This is a genomic window from Caldanaerovirga acetigignens (assembly GCF_900142995.1).
GTDB lineage: Bacteria > Bacillota > Thermosediminibacteria > Thermosediminibacterales > Thermosediminibacteraceae > Fervidicola > Fervidicola acetigignens.
In genome coordinates this window covers 1-20091 of sequence record NZ_FRCR01000019.1, presented here as the reverse complement: position 1 = coordinate 20091, position 20091 = coordinate 1, and the positions used below count along the sequence as shown (strand labels likewise).

The 20091-nt window shown below is 43.1% G+C and carries 17 protein-coding genes and 1 pseudogene; 1 reads left to right on the top strand and 17 read right to left on the bottom strand.

The window, feature by feature from the left end; translation table 11 throughout:
• Window positions 1-13: 13 nt before the first annotated feature.
• The 10 genes from BUB66_RS10940 to BUB66_RS10895 form a co-directional block, all read right to left on the bottom strand.
• Window positions 14-529 carry a hypothetical protein gene (locus BUB66_RS10940; protein ID WP_073258446.1) on the bottom strand — a complete coding sequence of 172 codons (516 nt, stop codon included), beginning with the start codon at window positions 527-529 and terminating at the stop codon, window positions 14-16.
• Window positions 529-1920, bottom strand: a complete 1392-nt coding sequence (locus BUB66_RS10935) for an HD domain-containing protein (RefSeq protein ID WP_073258444.1) — start codon at window positions 1918-1920, stop codon at window positions 529-531. Before BUB66_RS10935 ends, BUB66_RS10940 begins: the two co-directional genes overlap by 1 nt.
• A gap of 360 nt (window positions 1921-2280) precedes the next feature.
• On the bottom strand, window positions 2281-4017 hold the full coding sequence (locus tag BUB66_RS10930) for a glycosyltransferase family 2 protein (RefSeq protein WP_206744213.1): 1737 nt from the start codon (window positions 4015-4017) through the stop codon (window positions 2281-2283).
• Between the two features lie 117 nt (window positions 4018-4134).
• Window positions 4135-8259, bottom strand: coding sequence for a glycoside hydrolase family 99-like domain-containing protein (locus BUB66_RS10925; protein ID WP_073258442.1), 4125 nt, complete (start codon window positions 8257-8259; stop codon window positions 4135-4137).
• 72 nt (window positions 8260-8331) lie between these two features.
• Window positions 8332-9246, bottom strand: a complete 915-nt coding sequence (locus BUB66_RS10920) for a glycosyltransferase family protein (RefSeq protein ID WP_143156276.1) — start codon at window positions 9244-9246, stop codon at window positions 8332-8334.
• A gap of 263 nt (window positions 9247-9509) precedes the next feature.
• Window positions 9510-10286, bottom strand: a complete 777-nt coding sequence (locus BUB66_RS10915) for an ABC transporter ATP-binding protein (RefSeq protein ID WP_073258438.1) — start codon at window positions 10284-10286, stop codon at window positions 9510-9512.
• Window positions 10287-11024 (bottom strand): ABC transporter permease, encoded by a 738-nt coding sequence (locus BUB66_RS10910; protein WP_244269843.1) that lies wholly within the window; start codon window positions 11022-11024, stop codon window positions 10287-10289. It abuts the gene before it with no gap.
• Between the two features lie 98 nt (window positions 11025-11122).
• A complete protein-coding gene (locus BUB66_RS10905) occupies window positions 11123-14089 on the bottom strand; it encodes an O-antigen ligase family protein (protein WP_084099013.1) in 2967 nt (988 codons plus the stop codon).
• A gap of 189 nt (window positions 14090-14278) precedes the next feature.
• A complete protein-coding gene (locus tag BUB66_RS10900) occupies window positions 14279-14599 on the bottom strand; it encodes a hypothetical protein (RefSeq protein ID WP_073258431.1) in 321 nt (106 codons plus the stop codon).
• Entirely contained in the window at window positions 14586-15758 is a 1173-nt protein-coding gene (locus BUB66_RS10895) for a S8 family peptidase (RefSeq protein ID WP_084099011.1), read from the bottom strand. The genes BUB66_RS10900 and BUB66_RS10895 overlap by 14 nt, the downstream gene beginning before the upstream one ends.
• Window positions 15759-15868: 110 nt before the next feature.
• Between BUB66_RS10895 and BUB66_RS10890 the strand changes: the two genes are divergently transcribed.
• Window positions 15869-16252, top strand: coding sequence for a hypothetical protein (locus BUB66_RS10890; RefSeq protein WP_073258429.1), 384 nt, complete (start codon window positions 15869-15871; stop codon window positions 16250-16252).
• A gap of 25 nt (window positions 16253-16277) precedes the next feature.
• On the opposite strand, the gene hepT is transcribed toward BUB66_RS10890, so the two are convergent.
• The 7 genes and pseudogenes from hepT to BUB66_RS10855 form a co-directional block, all read right to left on the bottom strand.
• Window positions 16278-16640, bottom strand: a complete 363-nt coding sequence (gene hepT, locus BUB66_RS10885; protein WP_073258427.1) for a type VII toxin-antitoxin system HepT family RNase toxin — start codon at window positions 16638-16640, stop codon at window positions 16278-16280.
• 56 nt (window positions 16641-16696) lie between these two features.
• Window positions 16697-17143, bottom strand: a complete 447-nt coding sequence (locus BUB66_RS10880; RefSeq protein ID WP_073258425.1) for a nucleotidyltransferase domain-containing protein — start codon at window positions 17141-17143, stop codon at window positions 16697-16699.
• 26 nt (window positions 17144-17169) lie between these two features.
• Window positions 17170-18081 carry a UTP--glucose-1-phosphate uridylyltransferase GalU gene (galU, locus tag BUB66_RS10875; protein ID WP_073258423.1) on the bottom strand — a complete coding sequence of 304 codons (912 nt, stop codon included), beginning with the start codon at window positions 18079-18081 and terminating at the stop codon, window positions 17170-17172.
• A gap of 62 nt (window positions 18082-18143) precedes the next feature.
• Window positions 18144-18359, bottom strand: a complete 216-nt coding sequence (locus BUB66_RS10870; RefSeq protein ID WP_073258421.1) for a HEPN domain-containing protein — start codon at window positions 18357-18359, stop codon at window positions 18144-18146.
• 58 nt (window positions 18360-18417) lie between these two features.
• Window positions 18418-19581, bottom strand: coding sequence for a tRNA pseudouridine(13) synthase TruD (gene truD, locus BUB66_RS10865; RefSeq protein ID WP_073258419.1), 1164 nt, complete (start codon window positions 19579-19581; stop codon window positions 18418-18420).
• Complete coding sequence (locus BUB66_RS12785) at window positions 19578-19718, bottom strand: hypothetical protein (protein WP_244269845.1); 141 nt, start codon at window positions 19716-19718, stop codon at window positions 19578-19580. Before BUB66_RS12785 ends, truD begins: the two co-directional genes overlap by 4 nt.
• A 149-nt stretch (window positions 19719-19867) precedes the next feature.
• Window positions 19868-20091 (bottom strand): annotated as a pseudogene (locus BUB66_RS10855) (IS110 family RNA-guided transposase); the annotation flags it as partial.

Below are 20091 nucleotides of genomic sequence, written 5' to 3'. Positions count from 1 at the left end.
CTAATGTAAGTTGTTAATGTTTGATGAGCCAGCCCCAGGTAATAAGATTATCATAGGCCTGCTTGATCTGCGAAAAAGTAAATTTGCCTCCTTTAGCCCGGTAAACCTCTGCTATTACCTTTTGTTCGTCTACGTTACCGTACGCCTCCTGTAAAGCAGTAGCAATAAAATGAACAGTTGCATAAAGTTCAAGGTCTAAAGGAGATAATTTCCCGAAAGTATCCAGAACCCTATCGATTTTCGCCCGGTAAGCGTCGATATCCTGCTTATGTTCGTCAATGTATTTCTGGCAAGTATTACCCTTCGTAAAGCTAAAGCCATCATAACTCAGCTTTATGATTTCTTTTGTAATAGCTTCCGATAGTTCTTCTGCTACTTCGTTACTGTATGGTCCATAGATGTGCATACGAAAGCTAGCATAAACAGGTACACCAATTTCGGTACAGAAATAAACCAGTTTCTGTAATGCCTTCTTCCCTCTGATCACAGTTTTATCTGCTAGATAAGCAATGAGTGCTTCAAGCTTCATTAAGTCCGACCCTCCTCAATTTCTTTGATTTTAGACTGGATTTGGATAAATTGCTCATTACACCACGCCGCTGCCTCCTCCTTTTTCTCACGCGCCACGTAAAAACGGACAATATTAATATTCCTTTGTGAAAGTAATTGCAGCGGAAGCGAACATTCGAATATAGAATAATATTTATGAGGGTTATGTTTATCTTGTACTACTATACTAGTAAATTTCTTGTTTTCCTTCCCCTCTTCGTCTTCTTCTTCCTGCTTTTTTAGGTCAAAAAATGGGTTAGTTGGTAGTTTCTTAGCTTTATCATCTACGTAGGCTTTAGCTGGATCATTACCATATCTTTCAAAGAACCTTTCTTTTAGCTCCGAAATTACCATATAACTTGCCAGGCCGCTGTGGTGAGGCAAGGTAACAAAAGCCTCAGATAAATGGTCTCTTTCATAAATTCTACGAGCCCACTCGTTGGTTTTTCGCATTTTCTTTATTGCTTCTAGAATAGCACAATCGTCTAACGAAATGTAATCCTCTAAACGGTCGGGAGAAGGGAAACATCCTTCATATTTTTCCTGAAGAAAATCTTTTAAAAACCTCGTCAAATAATAATCATAGATCCGCCTGGTCTTATGAAAGTATACCTGGATAAACATCCAATACCTGGCAAATATAAGTTCTTCCACTGCCTGAATTCCATCGGAATCTATACCAAGTAGCCAAAATCCTGTAAGGTCTTCTTTGTTTTTTTCATCCTGTACAGGAAAAGCTCTTTCCATGATCGGAACCACAGTCAAAGTATCTAAAATTCTCTCGAGATCGTAAGTCCCATATCGAACACCGCAATAATAGGAATCGCTGAGAAGATAATCCAGTTTATCAGCATCCAGCTCACCATCAATGATTTTTCCCAAAAAGACTAAATCAGCAGCCAAGTAACCCTTATTTAGTAGGGCAATAATTTCTTCTACTTTAATATCTGGGAAATATTTTTCAATAATGGGATCAAAATAGCACCGCATAATGGCAATCGAATAATTCTCATGCTTTAAGCCTGAAGGGAAAACAGCTTCTCCACCGTGGGAAAAGGGCGCATGTCCGACGTCGTGTAAGAGACCGGCAAGCCTCACAAGCTGCCGAAGTCTCTTAAATTCTTCTTCATTGAAACGCTCTCTTAATAAAGGTCTCCTATATAGAGAATCCATTATTCTACTTGCTAAATGCATTACACCCAGGCTATGTTCGAAACGAGTATGAGTAGCTCCGGGATAGACTTTATAAGTTAATGCTAACTGCCGAATATTTCGCAGGCGTTGAAAAACCTCATGATTTACGATAGCTGCTTCTCCTTCGTTTAGCTCAATCATTCCATGAATGGGGTCCCTTATGCGTACCGGTTCCATAATGATCCCCCTAGCTTTAAAAAGATATTTCTATCCAAAAGTACTACAGCAGGGAACTTGAGGAGCAACTTTTGCATCATCTTAGCCTCGCATCCGATAACAAGAACCGACTGGGTATTGAAGGTCCGCACCAGACCCTAGCCATACGGGGAAGATCATCCTACCAGAACTTGCAAGCATTTGATTTCTACAATGGGAGGGGTCCCAGGATGACGGGGTAGTATCTCCCGCTAGAAGAGGATAAGAGCAGCCATATCAATGCTGAGCGCTATATTATCCAGGCCTATGGCCTCTAAAACATAATATTTTCTGGCAATGCTACCTTGCGATATCTATAACTTTCAGCCTTAAGCAGTAAGTTTAAACTTTCACCATAAAATCAGTCCTATCCAGCGCCAGGTTCGGATTGTAGAAAGGATCACCCCGATCGAGAAAATCACGCCACTTCTCGCAAAAGTAGCGAATGTTACGCTCCGGCTGGTAATAACCTCGCGAAGCCGATTCATGGTGGTAAAGCACTGCATGCGGCGTCCAAACGATGTAGCATCCATGCTGGATTATCCGTAAGCAAAGGTCTACGTCGTTATAGGCTACATCTAGTTCTTCGTCGAAGCCACCAACTTCTTCGAAAACGATACGCCGCAACATCATACACGCTCCAGTGACCGCAGCACAATTGCGTGTCACATCAGCAAGACCCATATAACCTGGGTCCGACGCCGGAAGACTGTAAAAGGCATGCCCCGCTACCCCACCTAAACCTATAATAACCCCAGCGTGCTGTATTGTGTTATTGGGGAAAAGCAATTTGGCACCTACGGCTCCTATACGTTTTTGTTGCGCATAGCTCAAGAGTTCCTCTAACCAATCAGGCGAGATTACTTCAGTATCGTTATTGAGGAATACGAGGTATTCTCCCTCTGCTTGTTGTACAGCAAAGTTATTTATCTTTGCATAATTAAATGGTTCGCTGAAAGAAATCACCTTACAAATACCTCTTTGCTGAATAAAAGTAAGGTAATCCATCGTAGCTTGGTCTTTACTATGGTTATCAACGATTATCAATTCGTAGTTCTTATAGCTGCTTCGTTCCTGAATTGTAGCCACACAGCGCTGCAGCAAATGTGCTTTGTCTTTGGTAGGAATAATTATACTAATCCGGGGGGTTCCCTGCACTATATACTTTATCCGATAGCGACCTTCGCCGATTTGCACGACTTGTCCCTGTATCCTTCGCCTTTCTAAAGCAGATGCGAGTGCCTTTTGGGCTGCTTCAAAAGCGCGTGCCTTGCTTTCGGGTCGGTTTGTTACGGAACCAGGAGTAATACGCCAGTGATAAAGAATTTCGGGAATATGCGCTATCCTATTTGTTTTTTCAGTGACCCTGAGAACAAGATCATAGTCCTGACTTCCCTCAGCTTCTGGTCGTAGCCCTCCTAATTTTTCAATCAATTTACGTCTAATTACTAAAAAGTGCCCGATATAGTTCATCGAGAGCATTAGGTCCGGTGACCAGTCTGGCTTGAAAAACGGCTCACATCGCCTATCGCCAATTATACGGTCCTCATCGGAATATATTACATCCAACTCTGGTTGTTTATTTAGGCAGCGAACTACTTGTAATAATGCATGCGGCGCAAGTTCATCGTCATGGTCTAAAAAACCGATAAATTCACCGGTAGCTATAGAGAGAGCCGCGTTGGTAGCCCCCACGATTCCCTTGGATTGTGGTAAATTAACTACTTTTATTCGTTTATCTTTTGCCCGAAAACTTTCTAAAACTTCTGTTACCTCCCATTTGTCAGAACCGTCGTTAACTATACATAGTTCCCAGTATGGATAAACTTGGTTACAAACTGAGCTAATGGAACGTTTAAGATAAGTTAAATCAGTATTTCGAACAGGCATAACAATACTAATTACGGGATTATATTGAAACCTTGCAATATCCTCTGAAGCAGCCATCAGTAACCTTTCAATTCTCTTTGCTTCTATACGAAGCCACAGGTTATAGTTATGTGTTCGGGAACTATAAGCCCAAATGCCTCTTAACCCATATTTCCCAAGGTAACGCCAGATCCTCCTTATCAATTCCACGGGTCCCTGGTGATAGATTATCCACATAGCCTTTGTGAACATAGAACTTCTTCCCATAATTTTTATTCTCCTATATGCCATTGTTTGGTGAACAACCTTGTCGTAAAATATGTATGACTATATTTCATCATCACTAACTAACTTATATCCTTTTGCTAAAATAATTTGCCCTATTAATCTCTCTATAGCATGTGCTAATGTACCATCTACCTGCCCAGCTTCTGGCTCAAACATTGTGTAATCCAACTCCAGCTTCAACAGATCGACGAGGGCTTGTGGTTTGAACCAAAACATAGTACCGGCACTAAATGGAGCATTATAATCTATCATGATCTCCAATCGACGAGTCAGTTTTTCTAAGTACATATTATTTTCTCCTAAATAAGATGCGAGCGGAACTATGTAATTTTTTGGAGCGATAAGCCCAATTCTTTCCTCTCCGTTAAGACGCCTTATGATCCTCATGATTTTTTCCGAATCTCCTAACAGTTTTATAAGCATATCTTTTCTCCATTGTTCACCTTCAACCTTCCAAAGATCACCTTCTCTTCTTACTAAGGATTTTTTGCTATGTATTTTCAGTGCAACATGATAATTTCTTTTGATTACTAAGTCCAATAGTTCTATAAATGGCGCAATGTCTCTCCCTCGATTTTTTGTCCTAAGGACGATTGTTTGTGGGAATTTACTACATATTATCCTTTCAAAATGAGGCGGGGCGTTCCAAGGAATAGAGATATATAAGTCGAAAGATGTTTTAATGTTGCCCAAGTAGGTAGATATTTCTTCCCAGAGATCTAAATAATACAAATGCAATATAACTGCTACTTCTGAGGTTGCAGGGACTGAACCTAAATCTTTTAAGATCGAATGATCAATAAACACACTAGGCTTTGAAGATGAAAGCTGTTCAAGCACATCTGCAGTCGCTTGCAAATAAGCGTAACCAAAGCGCCTGTCAGGCTCCAAGTGTGCTCCTTCTCCCCACTCGTTCCATGCATTGATGAATACTATATGCTTCTCTGGATCTGGATCTTCCAAAGCAAAGAGGCAAGCCTGTGTTAACCAATCTTTATAGGCCTCGGGTGATGAAAAGGCAAAGATATGACCGCGTCCTGGTCGTCGTGGTTCATTATCCCAGGATGGAAATACTGTTTTGAAGAGCTGGTACGGTGGTCTAGGGCGGTTCGACACATATTCTACGACGTCTGTATAACGGTAGATCTTACCAGAAAAGTTTGGATTCAAAAGCTGAACCGTGTGATTGATTTCCGGAATGTTAACATTATGAGGAGGAAACTCTACCGCAGCATCAAAACCAACTTCTCGTGGATCATAAAAACCAAATGTCTGAGCTGCTACAAGGTATAAATCTCCGATGCCAGCCTCTCGGCAATACTCTTTCCATCGCTTTGCTGTTGCTGCCGGATTAGGCATAAGCTGAGGTCGATACACAATAAGCAATGGTCGTCCATTAATTCGAATATATCGTTTGTGACGAAGAATAGGTTCGATATCCCGAATAAATGCAAAATCACTTTCCTCAGAGTGTACTTGGGCGATTAATATTTCATTGTCCAAGCCGTCCCAGCGCCTAGTCCAGTTTTCGTTTGCCCAGCATAGGCAAAACGGAAAATCTATTTCAGAGTCAGAAATAAATTGCTCAATAGGACGCCATAGCAGGCGTTTGCCGTTGAACCAGTAGTAATAGAAGCAGAAACCGTAAATGCCATATTTTTTAGCTAGTTCAACTTGACGTCGCTGAACTTCAGGGACACGCAGGTCGTAAAAACCCAGTTCGCCGGGCAGATGGGGTTGGTAATGGCCGATAAACTGCGGAACGGCTTTAGAGACATTAGTCCATTCGGTAAATCCCTTACCCCACCATTCATCGTTCTCTGGAATCGGATGAAACTGCGGTAAATAAAAGGCAATTAATCGAACAGGAATGTCTGAAGGTGATATATCGTGTTCTTGTATGGGGACATAATCCTTAGATCTTTCTTTTTTTGCCACAGAAAGCATGTGTTTATATGCTTCCTCATATAAACCACCGCTGGCATGTATAGACTCCTCAGAATTTATTTCTACTTTTTTCAATTTCGCTACGTTCCTTTGTTTATTTTTGATGATAAACCAATTTTTGGTTTTCTTATAAAGTTCTACTGGCCCACTCGTAATGGTGGTTTTTAAAGCTTTTTGCCACAATTCATATATTGCCCGTCGCTTCGTTCCCGGTGGGAATATTTTGTCTGCAAACCTCCTATACCGCTCAATAAGAAACCACCCAAGCGAATTGCGCATCATGAGTAGATTATTATCCTTTTCTATCAATTGCTTTTTTAGTTCATTGATGCTTTGTTCCAGATGCGCGGTTATCCGCTCCTTTTCGGCTACTTGGGTTTCTAAACGCTCCTTCTCGTGGAGAAATTTTTTTTCTTTTATAGATACACGGCTTGATAAATCCGCGAAGCTTTGTTCCAATTCTAAAATGCGCTGCTCTTTTTCCACTATTTGGGCCTTAAAGTGATCTCTTTCATTCAAAACCTTTTGCTTTTCGATTTGTTCACTTTCTATTTGTAACTGGAACTGCTTAATTCTTACTTCGAAAGGTAATGCAATAACAAAATCTTGCAGTTGTCCCTCCCAAACTTTGTTTTTCATATGACGCTCTTCATCATAGTTTGGATATACATCTCTAATTAAAGATATTACCAACGCATCTGGTTCTTTGAGCTTTATGTTATTGTTTTGAGCAAGATAGGGTTGTTGAGAGGTTAAGAAGTAATAAAGGCCCCTATAAAGAACAAAGTCAGCTGGGAGCATTCCCTGGTATTCCCATTCTCTATCAATTTCTACCCAACGTTCTCCAGATACGATAATGTTCCACGGAACTACGTCAAAGGCCCGCCCATGAAGTAAAGGATAACCTTGAGCATCACACAATTGGGTACCATAGTTTTGGATCAGGTAATCGTTCAAAGAGATTGTTAAGTTTTTAAGACGCAACTCCGGATCCTCTTTATCCAACACGGCTTTATAAAGCTCGTAAATAAGTAGGTCACCAGGATACCATTGCTCTACATTTTCTTTAAGAGACAATAGACCACCTTGCGGAATGTAAATATCAGAGCATATTTGGTTTTTAACCACCTTTAACTCTGGTATACAGTAAAGTGTCGTTACTGTTGCATAACACGGCTTTCTTTCCACAGAAAATCTTTTTGCAATCCATGTTTCGTCTATAAGATGAGAAAGATCTCCCCGGCTTGTTAAAACTAAGAACGAATTGGCAAAATCTCCTAGTAATCCCGCTTTATGCAAACTTTTCAACGTTAAGCCCTCATGTAATAGATACTCTCGATATCCGCTATAATCTTCAAAAGGTGTAACGATCCAATTATGAAGGAAAAGTTCACCTCGTTTAAGTTCTTCGCTGTCCCTAATAAGAGTATTCGGCAGCTTATAATCGGGAAAAGGGTAATAAAACTGTACCGATTTGAAACCCACTGACAAAAGTAACTGGTAAAGCTCGTTTTTTGAGAAGGTTACTGGCCTTAAAGGTAAACCAGGAAAATGGGGATAGTCGTATAATCCATCAAAGGATCTACCTGAATGATCTTCCTTAGCACCTGTCCAGTATTTTAGACCCAACTTATTTTCGATGGCTAATATTAATATGCCATCATCCTTCAAAGCTTGGGTTATACACTTTAACAATTTAGCACAACACTCTTCTGTCGATACTTCTTCGGGACAAAATGTCGGGGCATATTCTAAAACTCCTATAATAGAGACAATATCATATTCTTTTTCAAAGGATACATCAAAAACATTAGCTACATAAACGTTAACATTATGCAAATCTGAGCATCGTTCACGTGTAATCTTTGCTCTGCGATAACTTCCCTCGATTGCGTCAACTTGTCCGCACACTTCTCCCAAGTAGCGTGTGATAGCTCCACATCCAGATCCAACCTCTAAGACTTTAGCAGATTTATTTAAAAACGAAAACGGCCTAAGTAAGTTTGCACGGGAGGGACTCAAATGGTATCTTGTAGGCCAGTCTTTTATCCAACTCCGAAGCTCTTCAGACAAAGAACTTTTGTCCTTCGCATTTGAGACAGCCCATAAAATGTAATCTTCTATCTCGCTACCGTCTGAATACGTGAACTCAGGTACTCCTGAGGGTGGAACGTAAAGTCCACTATCAGATTGATAAGTAAACTCTTTCAAATGCATACCCATCCTTCTCCTTATAAAATGTTATCATTGCACTTTTGCCATACTTTTTGCGTAAAAAGGAATGGCTTTTTAATTATTCTCGCAAAGTCTTAAAAAATCTCTAACACGTTCTCTCCATCTAAACTGGGTAGTTAGAATTTGTATTTTACCTTCTTGTAAATTAATATTTTTAGCCAAAGCAAGGAGCCCAGCCTCTGCGAATTCTGTTGGCGTCCTACCAAAGTAAAAAAGTTTAACAGGGAATTCTTGAGCCAGTCTTTCTAGTTCCTGCGTAGCTGTGGCCACTACTGGAAGACCAAATACGAGATACTCATTAAGCTTGGATGGATGCATATTACCAGCGTAATGGTCAGGTCGATAAGGGATGAGCCCTACATCAGCAGTTCGCAAAACTCCAGCCAGTTCAATATATTTACGGCGAAGAGGTAACAGATAAAGATTAGGCAACTTTGGTAGCACTACCTCACCGTGAGCCACTGGTCCCATAAGAATGACTGATCCATGGGGAACCGCTTCGCACAGCGCTTTTATTGCTTCGACCCACAGCTTTCGATTAATGCCTCCTATATATAAAAGTCGTGGTCGTGGTAGCCTGGCCACCTCTGGAGGTGTTTCCACCTTAGCTTCCAGAAGTTCTGTGTTAAAACCGTCGCGGAACAGAACCGGGTTTTTAGTATGGTCCCTGTATTGCTCAAGAAGCGTCGCGGAAGCGAAAAGCGTCACATTAGCCCGCTGCAAAAGTTTTTCTTCGAAAGGGGCTAGTCTCGGTTCTACCTGCTTAGGGTCACTTACCACATCGTACACTACACTCACCCAAGGATAGGATTCTATCAAACGTAAAGCCAACGGAGTAGCGAGGTATGTAAACAACAACACTTCCTCTGGCTTTAGTTTCTCTTCTTCTAAAAACTTCTTTACCCGCTGGTTCAAAAGAGAGTAATTCCAGGCTACTGCCACTTTATTGTAAGGCCAGGGCGCGGCCAAAGGTGAGTAAATTGTTAAGTTTGCTGGCAGCGGTTCTCCATCACTATGTATTGGGCGGATAATGGCTGTCTCCAGCCGCCTAAAAATCCGGGGCAGATCTGTAAAACGCGGAGACCTCACGGCAGTATTTTCCACGAATAAAACTTTAAGTCCTGCCTGTGCCAGACCGGTAGCTAAATGATGCACCCGCTGCCGCAGGAAATTCCAATCTACTGCAGCTAATATAATTGCACCGCGAAGCTTCAATGAGTTCACCTCTTTTATTAGCTCGCCACTACAAACTCCTTGTATGCCTTAGTCACTTCTTTAGCTTCCCCTTGCATCTTTATTTCTCCCCTGTCCAGCCATACAGCGAAGTGGCATAGTTCTTCTACCTGCTTAGGTGCGTGAGATACAAGGATGATGGTAGTCCCCTTTTTCTGTAGTTCCTTTATCTTTGCCAGGCATTTTCCCTGGAAGGCAAGGTCTCCCACAGCCAAGACCTCATCGATAAGAAGAATTTCCGGATCCACGTGCACAGCTACAGCGAAGCCCAGCCGCATGTACATACCTGAAGAATAGTTACGCACGGGGTTATCGATGAAATCGCCGAGCTCCGCGAAAGCGATGATGTCGTCGAGGCGCTCCTTTATCTCTTTCCTGGTCAGGCCCAGGATGGAGGCATTGAGAAAGATATTCTCCCGCCCGGTGAAGTCCGGGTGAAAGCCTGCCCCCAGTTCCAGGAGAGTTGAAACCCTGCCGTTTATTTTCACTTCACCGCGGGTTGGGTAAAGGATGCGGCTTATTATCTTAAGCAAGGTGCTCTTCCCTGAGCCATTGCGGCCTATAAGCCCTACTGTACTACCCTTAGGGATGGTTAGGTTTATACCTTTTAAAGCCCAGAAATCCTCGGTCTTACTTCGTCCCCAGAATATAATCCTTTCTTTCAAGCTATAAGTTTTTTCATGATATAGTCGGAATTTTTTCCATACATCTTTAACTTCTATAGCTATTTCGTTGGATATTTCCTGTACCAACCTAAACCCTTCCTCCGTTTTCATTTATATTTCTTCTGCTATATCCTTCTGCCATCGCTGGAATGCCAAGAGGCTTAACCAAAATAAAATCAAGCAGCCCAAGCCAACGTATAAAAGGGCCTTCCAATCAGGCCATATACCTTCATAGAATATGTCTCGGTAGGCTTCAATAATGTGTGCTGCAGGATTTATTGCGAAAAACTTCTTTGCATTAGGAGGCACCGTTTCGGCCGAGTAGACCACCGGAGTAAGGAAAAACCATGCAGTCATGAAGACTCCGGTTATATGCTCTAAGTCCCTGAAATAAACATTGCCTACCGAAACCAAGAGTGTAAGGGAAGCTACAAGGATAGTTTCAACTAAAAGTACTAAAGGAAAGGCTAAAAGGGCCCACGTCAGCCGAATTTTAAAGAGCAAAAGGGCAGGTATAAGTATCAGCAGGCTTAAAAGGTAATTTATTAGATTTGCTAGCACAACTGAAAGAGGCAGCACTTCCCTTGGAAAATACACTTTTTTTATCAAAGAAGCATTCTGGACAAGACTGGCCGCCCCCTGTAGGATGGAACTAGAAAGATAATTCCAGGGCAGCAGAGCCACAAATAGAAACATGGAGTAATTTTTAATTCCCGATCTCATTACAAAAGAGAAAACAAAGCTATAGACAATAAGCATCAAGAGGGGGTTAAAAAAGGTCCAAAAAAACCCCAAAATTGAGCCTTTGTACCTTGCCCTTAGTTCTTTTGATACCAAATTTTTTAGCATTTCTCTGTAAGCGTATATTTCTTTTATGCGCTGCCACATTTTCCTTATCCTTTCTTTCTTGTATGCTTTTTCTTTTCTTGTCTTATGTTGGTGAAAATTTATTTTTTATACAGTAAAAACCCTCTCAAATACACATCGCTTTTGGGATTTACAAATACTCTAATCCTCGTGTCTTTTCCTTCTATATCATTCGGCGTAACAAATTCTCCTTTATCAGCCGCCAAACTAAATACTTCTTTATTGTCAGCGATTACATCTATTTTATATCCTCCCTCGAGAACGTCTGCTTCCAGCTCAACCTCGTAAGGCTCATTAGGTTCAAGATTTATACCTTCCGCCAGATATAAGGTAACGTCCGATTCTCCTGCAGGCTTTATGCTTGCGAATCTGTCTGGATCAATCTTTATCTCGCCTTCGCCCCACACATCCCACAGGTCAGGCCGCCCGTCTTCGTTGAGGTCGATGCTGAAGTCTGCCGCAAAGACTAGATCCTCTAACTTCTTTACGGTTTCGCGGTTCGGGCTTTCTGAAAGTTTTTCCGCCTTTGTGAGGTATAGCATTAGATTTTTTGTAGCTGCAAGTTTTACTACGCCTGGATCGCTCTGGGGCGATTTCCGGTTAAGTTCAATTATCTTCGATGGAATATCAACACATTTTCCAAAGAGCTCTTTTGCCCTGTCAGCTTGGTTTTTCGCTATATATACTTCCGCTACTTTTTCGTATCCTTCCGCCAGAGTTTCCCACACACTTATGTTATATGGATTAAGCCTTGCCGCCTCCTCCAACAGGGATAGACCCTCTTCCAGCCTGCCTTCTCTAAGGTAGATTTCGGCAAGCAAACTTTTCAGCTTTGCGTTATAAGGCTCCATAGCGGCGGCTTCTTCTCTTAGTTTTACGGCTTTATCTTTGAGCTCTTTGTTTTTCCCTTGCTCGGCTATTATATCGTAAATCTGGGAAAGGTCGGCTTTGAAAGAGGCAGTAAGGGGATCGTACTTCGAAGCCTTTTCAAAGGCTTCCATAGCCCCCGCTATATCGCCGCGCTGGAGAGCCTGAACGGCCTTCTGGCCGTAAGAGTAACCGCTGTAAAGCATCCCCGAGCCCACGATGAAAAGGAGTGTGATTCCACCTACGACCAATACCGCGTAAGATCCTGTGGCGGGCTTTCTTCTTTTCGCCGTTTGGGTGGCCGTCATACCGTCCGCTGCTGCAAGGCCAAAAAGAGCCCACAGGTATATCGCAACGGCTGCAAGAGAAAGGTTGAAATCTACGGCGCTGTGCCCCAGGATCGCTGTAGCGGAGGAAAGGACAGCCCAAGTGACAGCACTGCGTGCCGGGTCGTCCGCTTTATTTATAACTAAATTCCTGATAATCAACACCGGTATGGCCAGGAAGGCGATAAGACCGATTATGCCTGTTTCCACCATGAGCTGAAGGAAGAAGCTGTGCACTTCTGTGGTAAAGTAGCGGTACGACTGGTATGCAAAATACGCGGACTTCCAGCCGCCTCCGCCTATGCCGAGTAACGGATGTTCCTTTATTATTTTCAATGCATCCCGGTAAAAGCTGAGCCTGCCCTGAAAGCTGAATTCTCCGAAGCTTATGCTTGATAGTCTCTGCGCAACAGCCTCAGGGATGTACTTGTATGCCAGGATTATTCTACGGCCTGCGGCTTTGTCATTTGCTTCAAAAATTTCTGCGTTGCTAAAAGTGGCGGAAGTGCCGGGGAAGTTGTTGGCGAAACCTATGCGAAGCTTTGCAGTGTCTTTTAGCGATTTAAATGGAATTTCCATCAATTGATGGTCCAGAGCTTTATTGAAAAATTCACTTTTGATATCGGTTTCTTTATTGTTCTTATCGACACTCTTTATCAGGACAGCCCCGCCCCATTTGTCTTGTTCCAGTCCGGGCCTTGTCGTTACTGTGACTTTTAGGACGTATTCGGTATCTGGCTTTACGTTACCCACGGTATACCATGAGGCTTTCCAACTTTCAGGCTCGTCAGGACCATGGGCCAGGGTAAGGGGTTTTTCTGTTGTAAGAGCTATATACGCAGCGGTACCCGCTATTATCGTAAGAATTACGAAAATAGAAAGCAATGTAAAAGGTCTTACTTTAACGGTAACTCGCTCGCTAAGCTTTTCGAAAATATAAAATACTACTATGGCGACGATGAATCCCGCCAGGTACCAGAGCCAGACTTTGCCAGTTTCCCCTCCGGTTATCCCCGAATCAAAACCCGGAGATGCGAAAATTCCTGCAGCGAAGGTTTGCAGTGAATACCCAATGACTTTCATTTTATACGATCCGGGTATGCCAACAATCAGAATAAGATAAAACACCGGGAACATCAGCCAGGCGGCCCTGGAAAGCGCAAAGATAAATGCCAGAAAAAGGGTGTAGTTTACCGCCGCAAGGACAGTTTTTTGCCACAGCTTTTCAGAAGTAACCTGGAGTCCCAACCCCAGCATTAGTGCAGCAGTGAGGTATGCGGCGAGGGTATTAGGATACTGCAGAGTTGAATTTATCCTGCCACCAACGAAGGCTCCGGGGTAGTTTACAGTGCCTGCCGCCGAACCAATGCCTGCGAAGGCGACACCTGCAGCGGAAAGCACCATAGTCCAGAGGATGATCCTTTTATCCCTTTCGCTCCTGACTATGTCCGAAACTAGGTAGTAGACGATAAAGTAGTTTATATATTTCAATAGCTCGCCAACAGCATAGCGAAGGTTTACTGAAACAAATAATGAGATGAAATACGCCCCCACTAGGGCTAAAGCGGCGTAATCCACGGGCGACCTGAAGAATTCGTTTTCTTTTAGGTTTGTGCTTTTATACACTATCCAAAGCAAAAAGAGAATACCGCTGTATATATGGGTAGGTAGAAGTTCTCTTTCGAAAAACAATCCCCTGAAATAAGGGGGATAAAAGAGAAGTATTAGGAACCCTGCATATATTATGTAAGACAGGATGTTCCAGTCACTTAGCGTTTTATCCCGGAAAACGGCTTTTTCTGTCGATACTATTTTCCGCTCTTCCTTCAGTCTTTTTTTGCGTCCCAACTGCATTCACCGCCCAGACTGTAGAAATTACTACCAGATCTTATGTTTGAAGGGCTTTTGGCCCTTTATTGCTTGTACGCAAATTACTCTCGATAATTATTCTTCATTCTACACAAATATACAATTTTCCTCCTTGCTGGAAAAATTTTTCCGGAAGCAAATAAAAAGCCCCGCACCTGCAGGGCAAAATCCAACTTATTCGGCTGCTTTTTTCCAGCTTTCTATGAATTTTTTCACATCCTCCGGCATGGGGCCTGCCGGGATGTAATTCGAAAGTTCCATAATAAGGTCTGCCATTTGTTTTTTTAGCTCCGGCGGGATGCTGTCGGAGATTTTTTTTAGCTTCTCGGATATTTTTTCCGGAGTTAAATCTTCAAGGTCCGCTTCTTCTAAGAGCTTTCTTGCAAGTTCGGGGTTTTCAGGCGTAAGGCCAAAGGACGAAAAGATCCGCGCGATTTCTTCCGGAGTCTTCCCGGATTTTTCTATTTCCTTCCTGATTTCCTCAAATTCCTTCATCTTTCCCCCTCCTGAATTTATTTATGCTCATTACCGCCTTTTCGACATCTATAAGGCCCGCCCCCTGCTTTTCTTTCGGAAGGCCCAGGTCCTCGGCAGAGTCCTTTAGAATTTCTTTTACCTGTTCGCAAGTAATTTTGTAAATCGAAAGAAGCAGTGCCGCTGCCCCCGACACGTGAGGCGCAGCCATGGAAGTGCCGCTCATCAGCTTGTAATGGCCACCCTTGTAGGTGGACAGGATGTCGACCCCGGGTGCGGTCACATCTACCTCCGGGCCTGTGCTCGTAAAGTTTGCCGGCCTTCCGTCCTGGCTGCAGGCAGCGACGGCGATTACCTCCGGGTATTTGGCAGGATAAAGCAGCGAATTTTCTCCTCCTGCATTGCCCGCTGCCGCGACCAGCACGACACCGCTTTTGTGCAGGGCCTTAACCGCCCTCCGCAGGGTTATGCTGTTGTTTTTGATGCCGAAGCTCATGTTGACCACCTGGACTTCTTTTTTAAGGCACCAGTTCAAGGCTTCCACGATGCCGGAGACGGTGCTTTTCCCGTTTTTGTCGAAGGCTTTTGCCGAATATATTTCAACTTTAGGCGCTACTCCTACCACCCCTATGTCGTTGTCCAGTGCTGCAATGGTCCCGGCCACGTGGGTGCCGTGGCCGTTGTCGTCGATGACGTTTTTGCAGTCCAAAAAGCCACAAGCTTCTTTAACATTTTCCTTCAAGTCGGGGTGGTCAAGGTCTACGCCGGTATCAACCACACCTACGCGGACTTTATCCCCTTTTGATACTTTCCACACCGGCAGGGCCGAGATTTTTTTGACCCCCCAGGGTATTTCCTGGCCTTTGGGCTTTACGCTTACGGCGTAAGGCATAACCTGAATGGCGGCTTCGTAGTCGTCTTCGATGTATTCGATGAAGGGGTCTTCGGAAAGCTGCTGGACTTTGGCATTATGCGGCTCCACCTCACAGAGGCAGGCATCTACAAGCGGCAGTTCCTTTTTAATCTTTATTCCGTAAGTTTCGAGAATATTCCGGGACTGCAGTATTCCCACACCCTGTTTAAAGCCGACTATCTTGTATCGCTTTTTTTTGCCTTTTTCGCTTAAAGCTTTTAACGCCACGACAAGAAAAGAGCAGTATAAAAAAAGCGCCGGAATCACTTAAAGTCCCCCTTTCGTAAGGTCTATTACTACATTATTCAATGGGGCAACCGCAGGTGAATTAGCATATCATAAAGATGAAGAAGGCAATAAAGGAGGGATGAAGGCCGATGGAAGAAATGGGAAAAAACGAAGAGGTAAGGGAATTCGACGGGGAAAGAAAAAGTTCAAAGGAGAAAGATGCCGAAATTACCATGGAGAAATTTCCGCCGATGTTTAAGAAGGCTTTGAGAGAGGCAGTGGCAAGCGGCAGGATATCCCTTGCCCTTGAAAACGTCTCTGGCTCGCTGGAGGTCACAAAGTCGGCGGTGGAGAGCATGGCTCAGGTGGTGGAAAAGGCCAGGGAAATTTTGAGAAGTGCAGGCAAAAAGGACGGCATAGGAAGCACAGCCGTATTAAGCTCTGCCTGGCTTCCTATGGTCCTGGGGCTTATGAAGACGCCGGAGTTTCAAAACCTCACAGCCTCGATGATTGCAAACATCCTGAAGGAATGAGGAAAGGCCGCATAAAAGCGGCCTTTCACAATTTTATCAATTCCCCGAGACTTCTTAGAAAGTTCTCGACATCCACTAAATCTTCTCTCATAATTTTAAGCATTCGCCTATCATCTATTACCCCATAACTATGAACCAGTAGATTTCTGAATTTTGCCATTTGAGCCAAATTGATAGCTAACTCCTTTTTTATTAACCCACTTTCGCCCAAGAGTAAAAAAGTTTCTGAATATGTTGAAGGAACTTTATTTAACAATCTTGCACAAATATGATTTGCTATATTTGTAGCTGCTTCGATCATTACAATAAAATAATATCTGGAAGCCATTACTGCTTCCTTATTATTTAGAAAGACCTCATCTTGTCTTTTTGCATATTCCTTAAGCAATTTTTTTTGCTATTTTTGAAAGGTTTAATTCTTTTTCCATAAATATTTCCCTTCTTCTAATAAATTTCTAATAAATCCTTTAAACCCTCTTCTATGAATACTTTAAAATCCATATATTTCATAGCAACATCTTCTCTGAATTCCCAGAATTCTTCAATGTCCCTAGCAAAAAGCAACCTTCCCTTAACGACCTCGTAGCAAAAGGTAATTGAACTTCTATTCAACCCATGAAGGTCGATGGGCATGGATAATTTGTTTGTGAGTTCTACGCTCAATTTAATATCCAATTCGCCTTGTTTATGTTCGGATAAATTATCATCGTAAAATACCGCCACATCTATGTCGTGAAAAGGAAGATCTGACAAAAACGAGCCGTGAAGAATCGCAAATCTTATTCCTTCTATCTTTTTCAATTCTTCGGTTATGAAATTTATAATCCACTCCTTTTCCGTTTCATCAATTTTATAAACCCTTACATCAAAATCTTTTCCAAACTCCTGCACGGTAACTACCCTCTTTTCATAAAAATTTAACTCCTGCCATCTACGGTCGCGGCTTCGCGGTAGCCGGGAAGGTCTTCTTTGACAAGGTCGATGAGGTAGTTTTTGAAGTCTTCCTTCAGGTCGTCCCTTTTCATGGCAAACTCAACGGTAGCTATGAGGTAGCCTAATTTGTCCCCTACATCGTACCTCTTTCCTTCGAATTCGTAGGCGTATATGACCTCGTAGCTCAAAAGTTCCTTTAACGCATCGGTGAGCTGGATCTCGCCTCCGGCCCCCGGCTTTGTGTATTCCAAAATTTCGAAAATCCGCGGGGTTATTATGTACCTTCCCAGAATTGCCATACGCGACGGAGCCTTTTCTTTTTTCGGCTTTTCCACCAGGTCATTCACCTTGTATATTCTATCTTCGATAAAGGCACCGTCCACTATGCCGTACTTGCTCACATCGTCCTCTCTCACCTGCTGAACCCCCAGTATGGTGCAGTTGTACCTCTCGTATATTTCCATCATCTGCTTCAGCACCGGCTTTTCGGAGCACATCACGTCATCCCCTAGCATCACGGCAAAGGGCTCGCTGCCGACGAAGGTCCTGGCGCAGTAGATGGCATGTCCGAGGCCCTTCGGCTCCTTTTGGCGGACGTAGTGGATGTCCACCATGTTGGATATGTCCTCAACCACCTTTAAAAGCTCCCCATTTCCCTTTTTCTTAAGCTCCAGCTCCAGTTCCACGGACTTGTCGAAGTGGTCCTCGATGGCCCTCTTGTTCCTTCCGGTTATTATAAGGATCTCTTCTATGCCGGAAGCAACAGCCTCTTCCACTATGTACTGGATGGTAGGTTTGTCCACTATGGGCAGCATCTCCTTGGGCTGGGCCTTGGTAGCCGGCAAAAAGCGGGTGCCGAGGCCGGCGGCGGGTATCACGGCTTTTTTTATCTTCACTATAAGTCCCCCCTGAAATTATTTTAATTCCACAGCGTAACCGAATGATTTCTCCCGCAGCATCAAGCGCTTCCTTTGCCGTTTTTTTTATCAAAGTACTCCGATGGGGTTCCTTCGGGAAAACCATCGGTATACCTTGCTCCTATGTAATATCGATCTAAAATCATCCCAGAATGTAAAATCTCTTCAGATACATTATATAAATCCTTCAATCCTTCCAGCATTATAAAAATAGATTTAATTATATCGGGGAATCTATTCTCATTTGACGCTACCATCTCATAGCATTGCTTTTATGATACCATAAAACATCCCAATTTTCCATAAATTCCAAAATTAGCTCACCAGAGACTTTATTAGCATTGTCGCAAAGGAGCCCGGGGGAAGCGTGAACTTCAGCGTGACCTTTTTGTAGCCCGGGTAAAGGTCGTCTTCTTCGAAGGGGCTGGCGTAAAGTCCTTCCGGGAAAACTATGGCAGGTCTCATGAAGGACTTAAAGAAAGACTTCCTTATCTTCTTCAGGTTGAAGTCCGAAGGCTTTACTCCTCTTTCCGCTAGGACTTCCTCGATGGCCCTTTTAACCTCCGGCAGGCATTCCGGAATCCTGGACGAGACCGTGGGTATCTCCATTTTCTTGAGGAATTTTAAGCTCTCATCGGGAAGGGTCCTGTAAAAGGAATAGTCCATTATCTTGCCTTTTACTTCGAAGAGCTCGGAAACATAGTTTGGCAAAAGTTTCTTTAAAGTCAGATTCCACAGGAAGCTCTGGTAGGCGGAAAAGAACATGGAAAGTTCCTCTTTCGGGATGGCGTTCAGGGCAGCCAAAAGGCTCGCTTTACTTGAATTTTCCATGAGAATTCTAATTATTTCCTTCTCGACAGAAGTCCTGCAAAGGGGAAGGATCGCTTCCCAGTTCCCCCAGAGCCTATCTATTTCTCGCTTCCTTTCCTTTTCTTTTTTGGAGTCCTCCGGATGAATTACTGTGAAGTAAAGTTTCAAGGCACCGTTATAGTGCTTTTTTATTATCCTCTCTGCCAGAAATTCCTGCGGGTTTTCCACGCTTCCGAACCTCTGGTCATCGAAGAAGTTGGGGTAGCCGAACTTTTCCACTTCGGAAAGCCTTTCTTTTATTTTTTCCTCCTCTTCAGGTTTTAGTTTCCTCAGCGTTATCTCGAAGTAATTGCCCTCGAGTATCGCCGGGGATACAAAGTCGTCGGCAAATCCCAGGAAGGTGAGCTTTACGTTGGGCCTTTCGAACTTGAGCTCGTACTTTTTCGGAACCGATATATATTGGCTCGTCAGAGCGTGGCGGTCCTTCCTGCCGCCCGAGCCTATTTTTGAAAGAGGCACTTGGTTTTCCCGGGAAATAAATTTTAGGGCGTCCATAGTGTTCCAGTGCCTTTTTTCGAGGAGGTATATGCGGTATGGCCCGTCCGATGAGTACTTTATGTCGGCAAGTTCTTTTACTACAAAGTCTTCGGGTTTAACTTTTAGTTTCAAATTATCACCCGCATTTCTTTTTCAATCTCTTTTTTTATTAAAGGCGAAAGCGAATCATAGGTATTTATATCAACCTTAATTTTCAAAATGCTTTCCAATTCCTGTTGCAGTCTTATCAAATCAAATAAGGTTTTTATCTTTCCTTCTCTAAATTTAATAACTATATCTAAATCGCTATCCTGAAAATAATGTTCCGAAAAAAGGCAATAAAAACTAAGCCCATATCCAACTGGAAAAATATAGGATAAAAAAATCTATATCGACGTAATGACAAAAACCTAAAAATCTAAGATGCTACCGTTTCGACCGTGACCTTCAAACCTAAAGATTCAAGCTTTTTCAAAGACTGCCGTATAACCATGTTGCGCCTTTTCTCTTCGTAATAATTGGGGCCCAGTTCAATATAAGGTTGCTTTCGCTTGAGAATATGGTAAACTATAGTCAGGATGCTGTGGGCCACCGCAACTGCTGCCCGGTTTGAACCTCTTCGGGCAGCGATGCGGTGGTATT

What these genes read in the sequence shown, in the direction of transcription:
- BUB66_RS10940 (WP_073258446.1), bottom strand. Translation starts at nt 529, where the DNA reads ATGAAGCTTGAAGCACTCATTGCTTATCTAGCAGATAAAACTGTGATC.
- BUB66_RS10935 (WP_073258444.1), bottom strand. Translation starts at nt 1,920, where the DNA reads ATGGAACCGGTACGCATAAGGGACCCCATTCATGGAATGATTGAGCTA.
- BUB66_RS10925 (WP_073258442.1), bottom strand. Translation starts at nt 8,259, where the DNA reads ATGCATTTGAAAGAGTTTACTTATCAATCTGATAGTGGACTTTACGTT.
- BUB66_RS10915 (WP_073258438.1), bottom strand. Translation starts at nt 10,286, where the DNA reads ATGAAAACGGAGGAAGGGTTTAGGTTGGTACAGGAAATATCCAACGAA.
- BUB66_RS10910 (WP_244269843.1), bottom strand. Translation starts at nt 11,024, where the DNA reads ATGCTAAAAAATTTGGTATCAAAAGAACTAAGGGCAAGGTACAAAGGC.
- BUB66_RS10905 (WP_084099013.1), bottom strand. Translation starts at nt 14,089, where the DNA reads ATGCAGTTGGGACGCAAAAAAAGACTGAAGGAAGAGCGGAAAATAGTA.
- BUB66_RS10900 (WP_073258431.1), bottom strand. Translation starts at nt 14,599, where the DNA reads ATGAAGGAATTTGAGGAAATCAGGAAGGAAATAGAAAAATCCGGGAAG.
- BUB66_RS10890 (WP_073258429.1), top strand. Translation starts at nt 15,869, where the DNA reads ATGGAAGAAATGGGAAAAAACGAAGAGGTAAGGGAATTCGACGGGGAA.
- BUB66_RS10870 (WP_073258421.1), bottom strand. Translation starts at nt 18,359, where the DNA reads ATGGTAGCGTCAAATGAGAATAGATTCCCCGATATAATTAAATCTATT.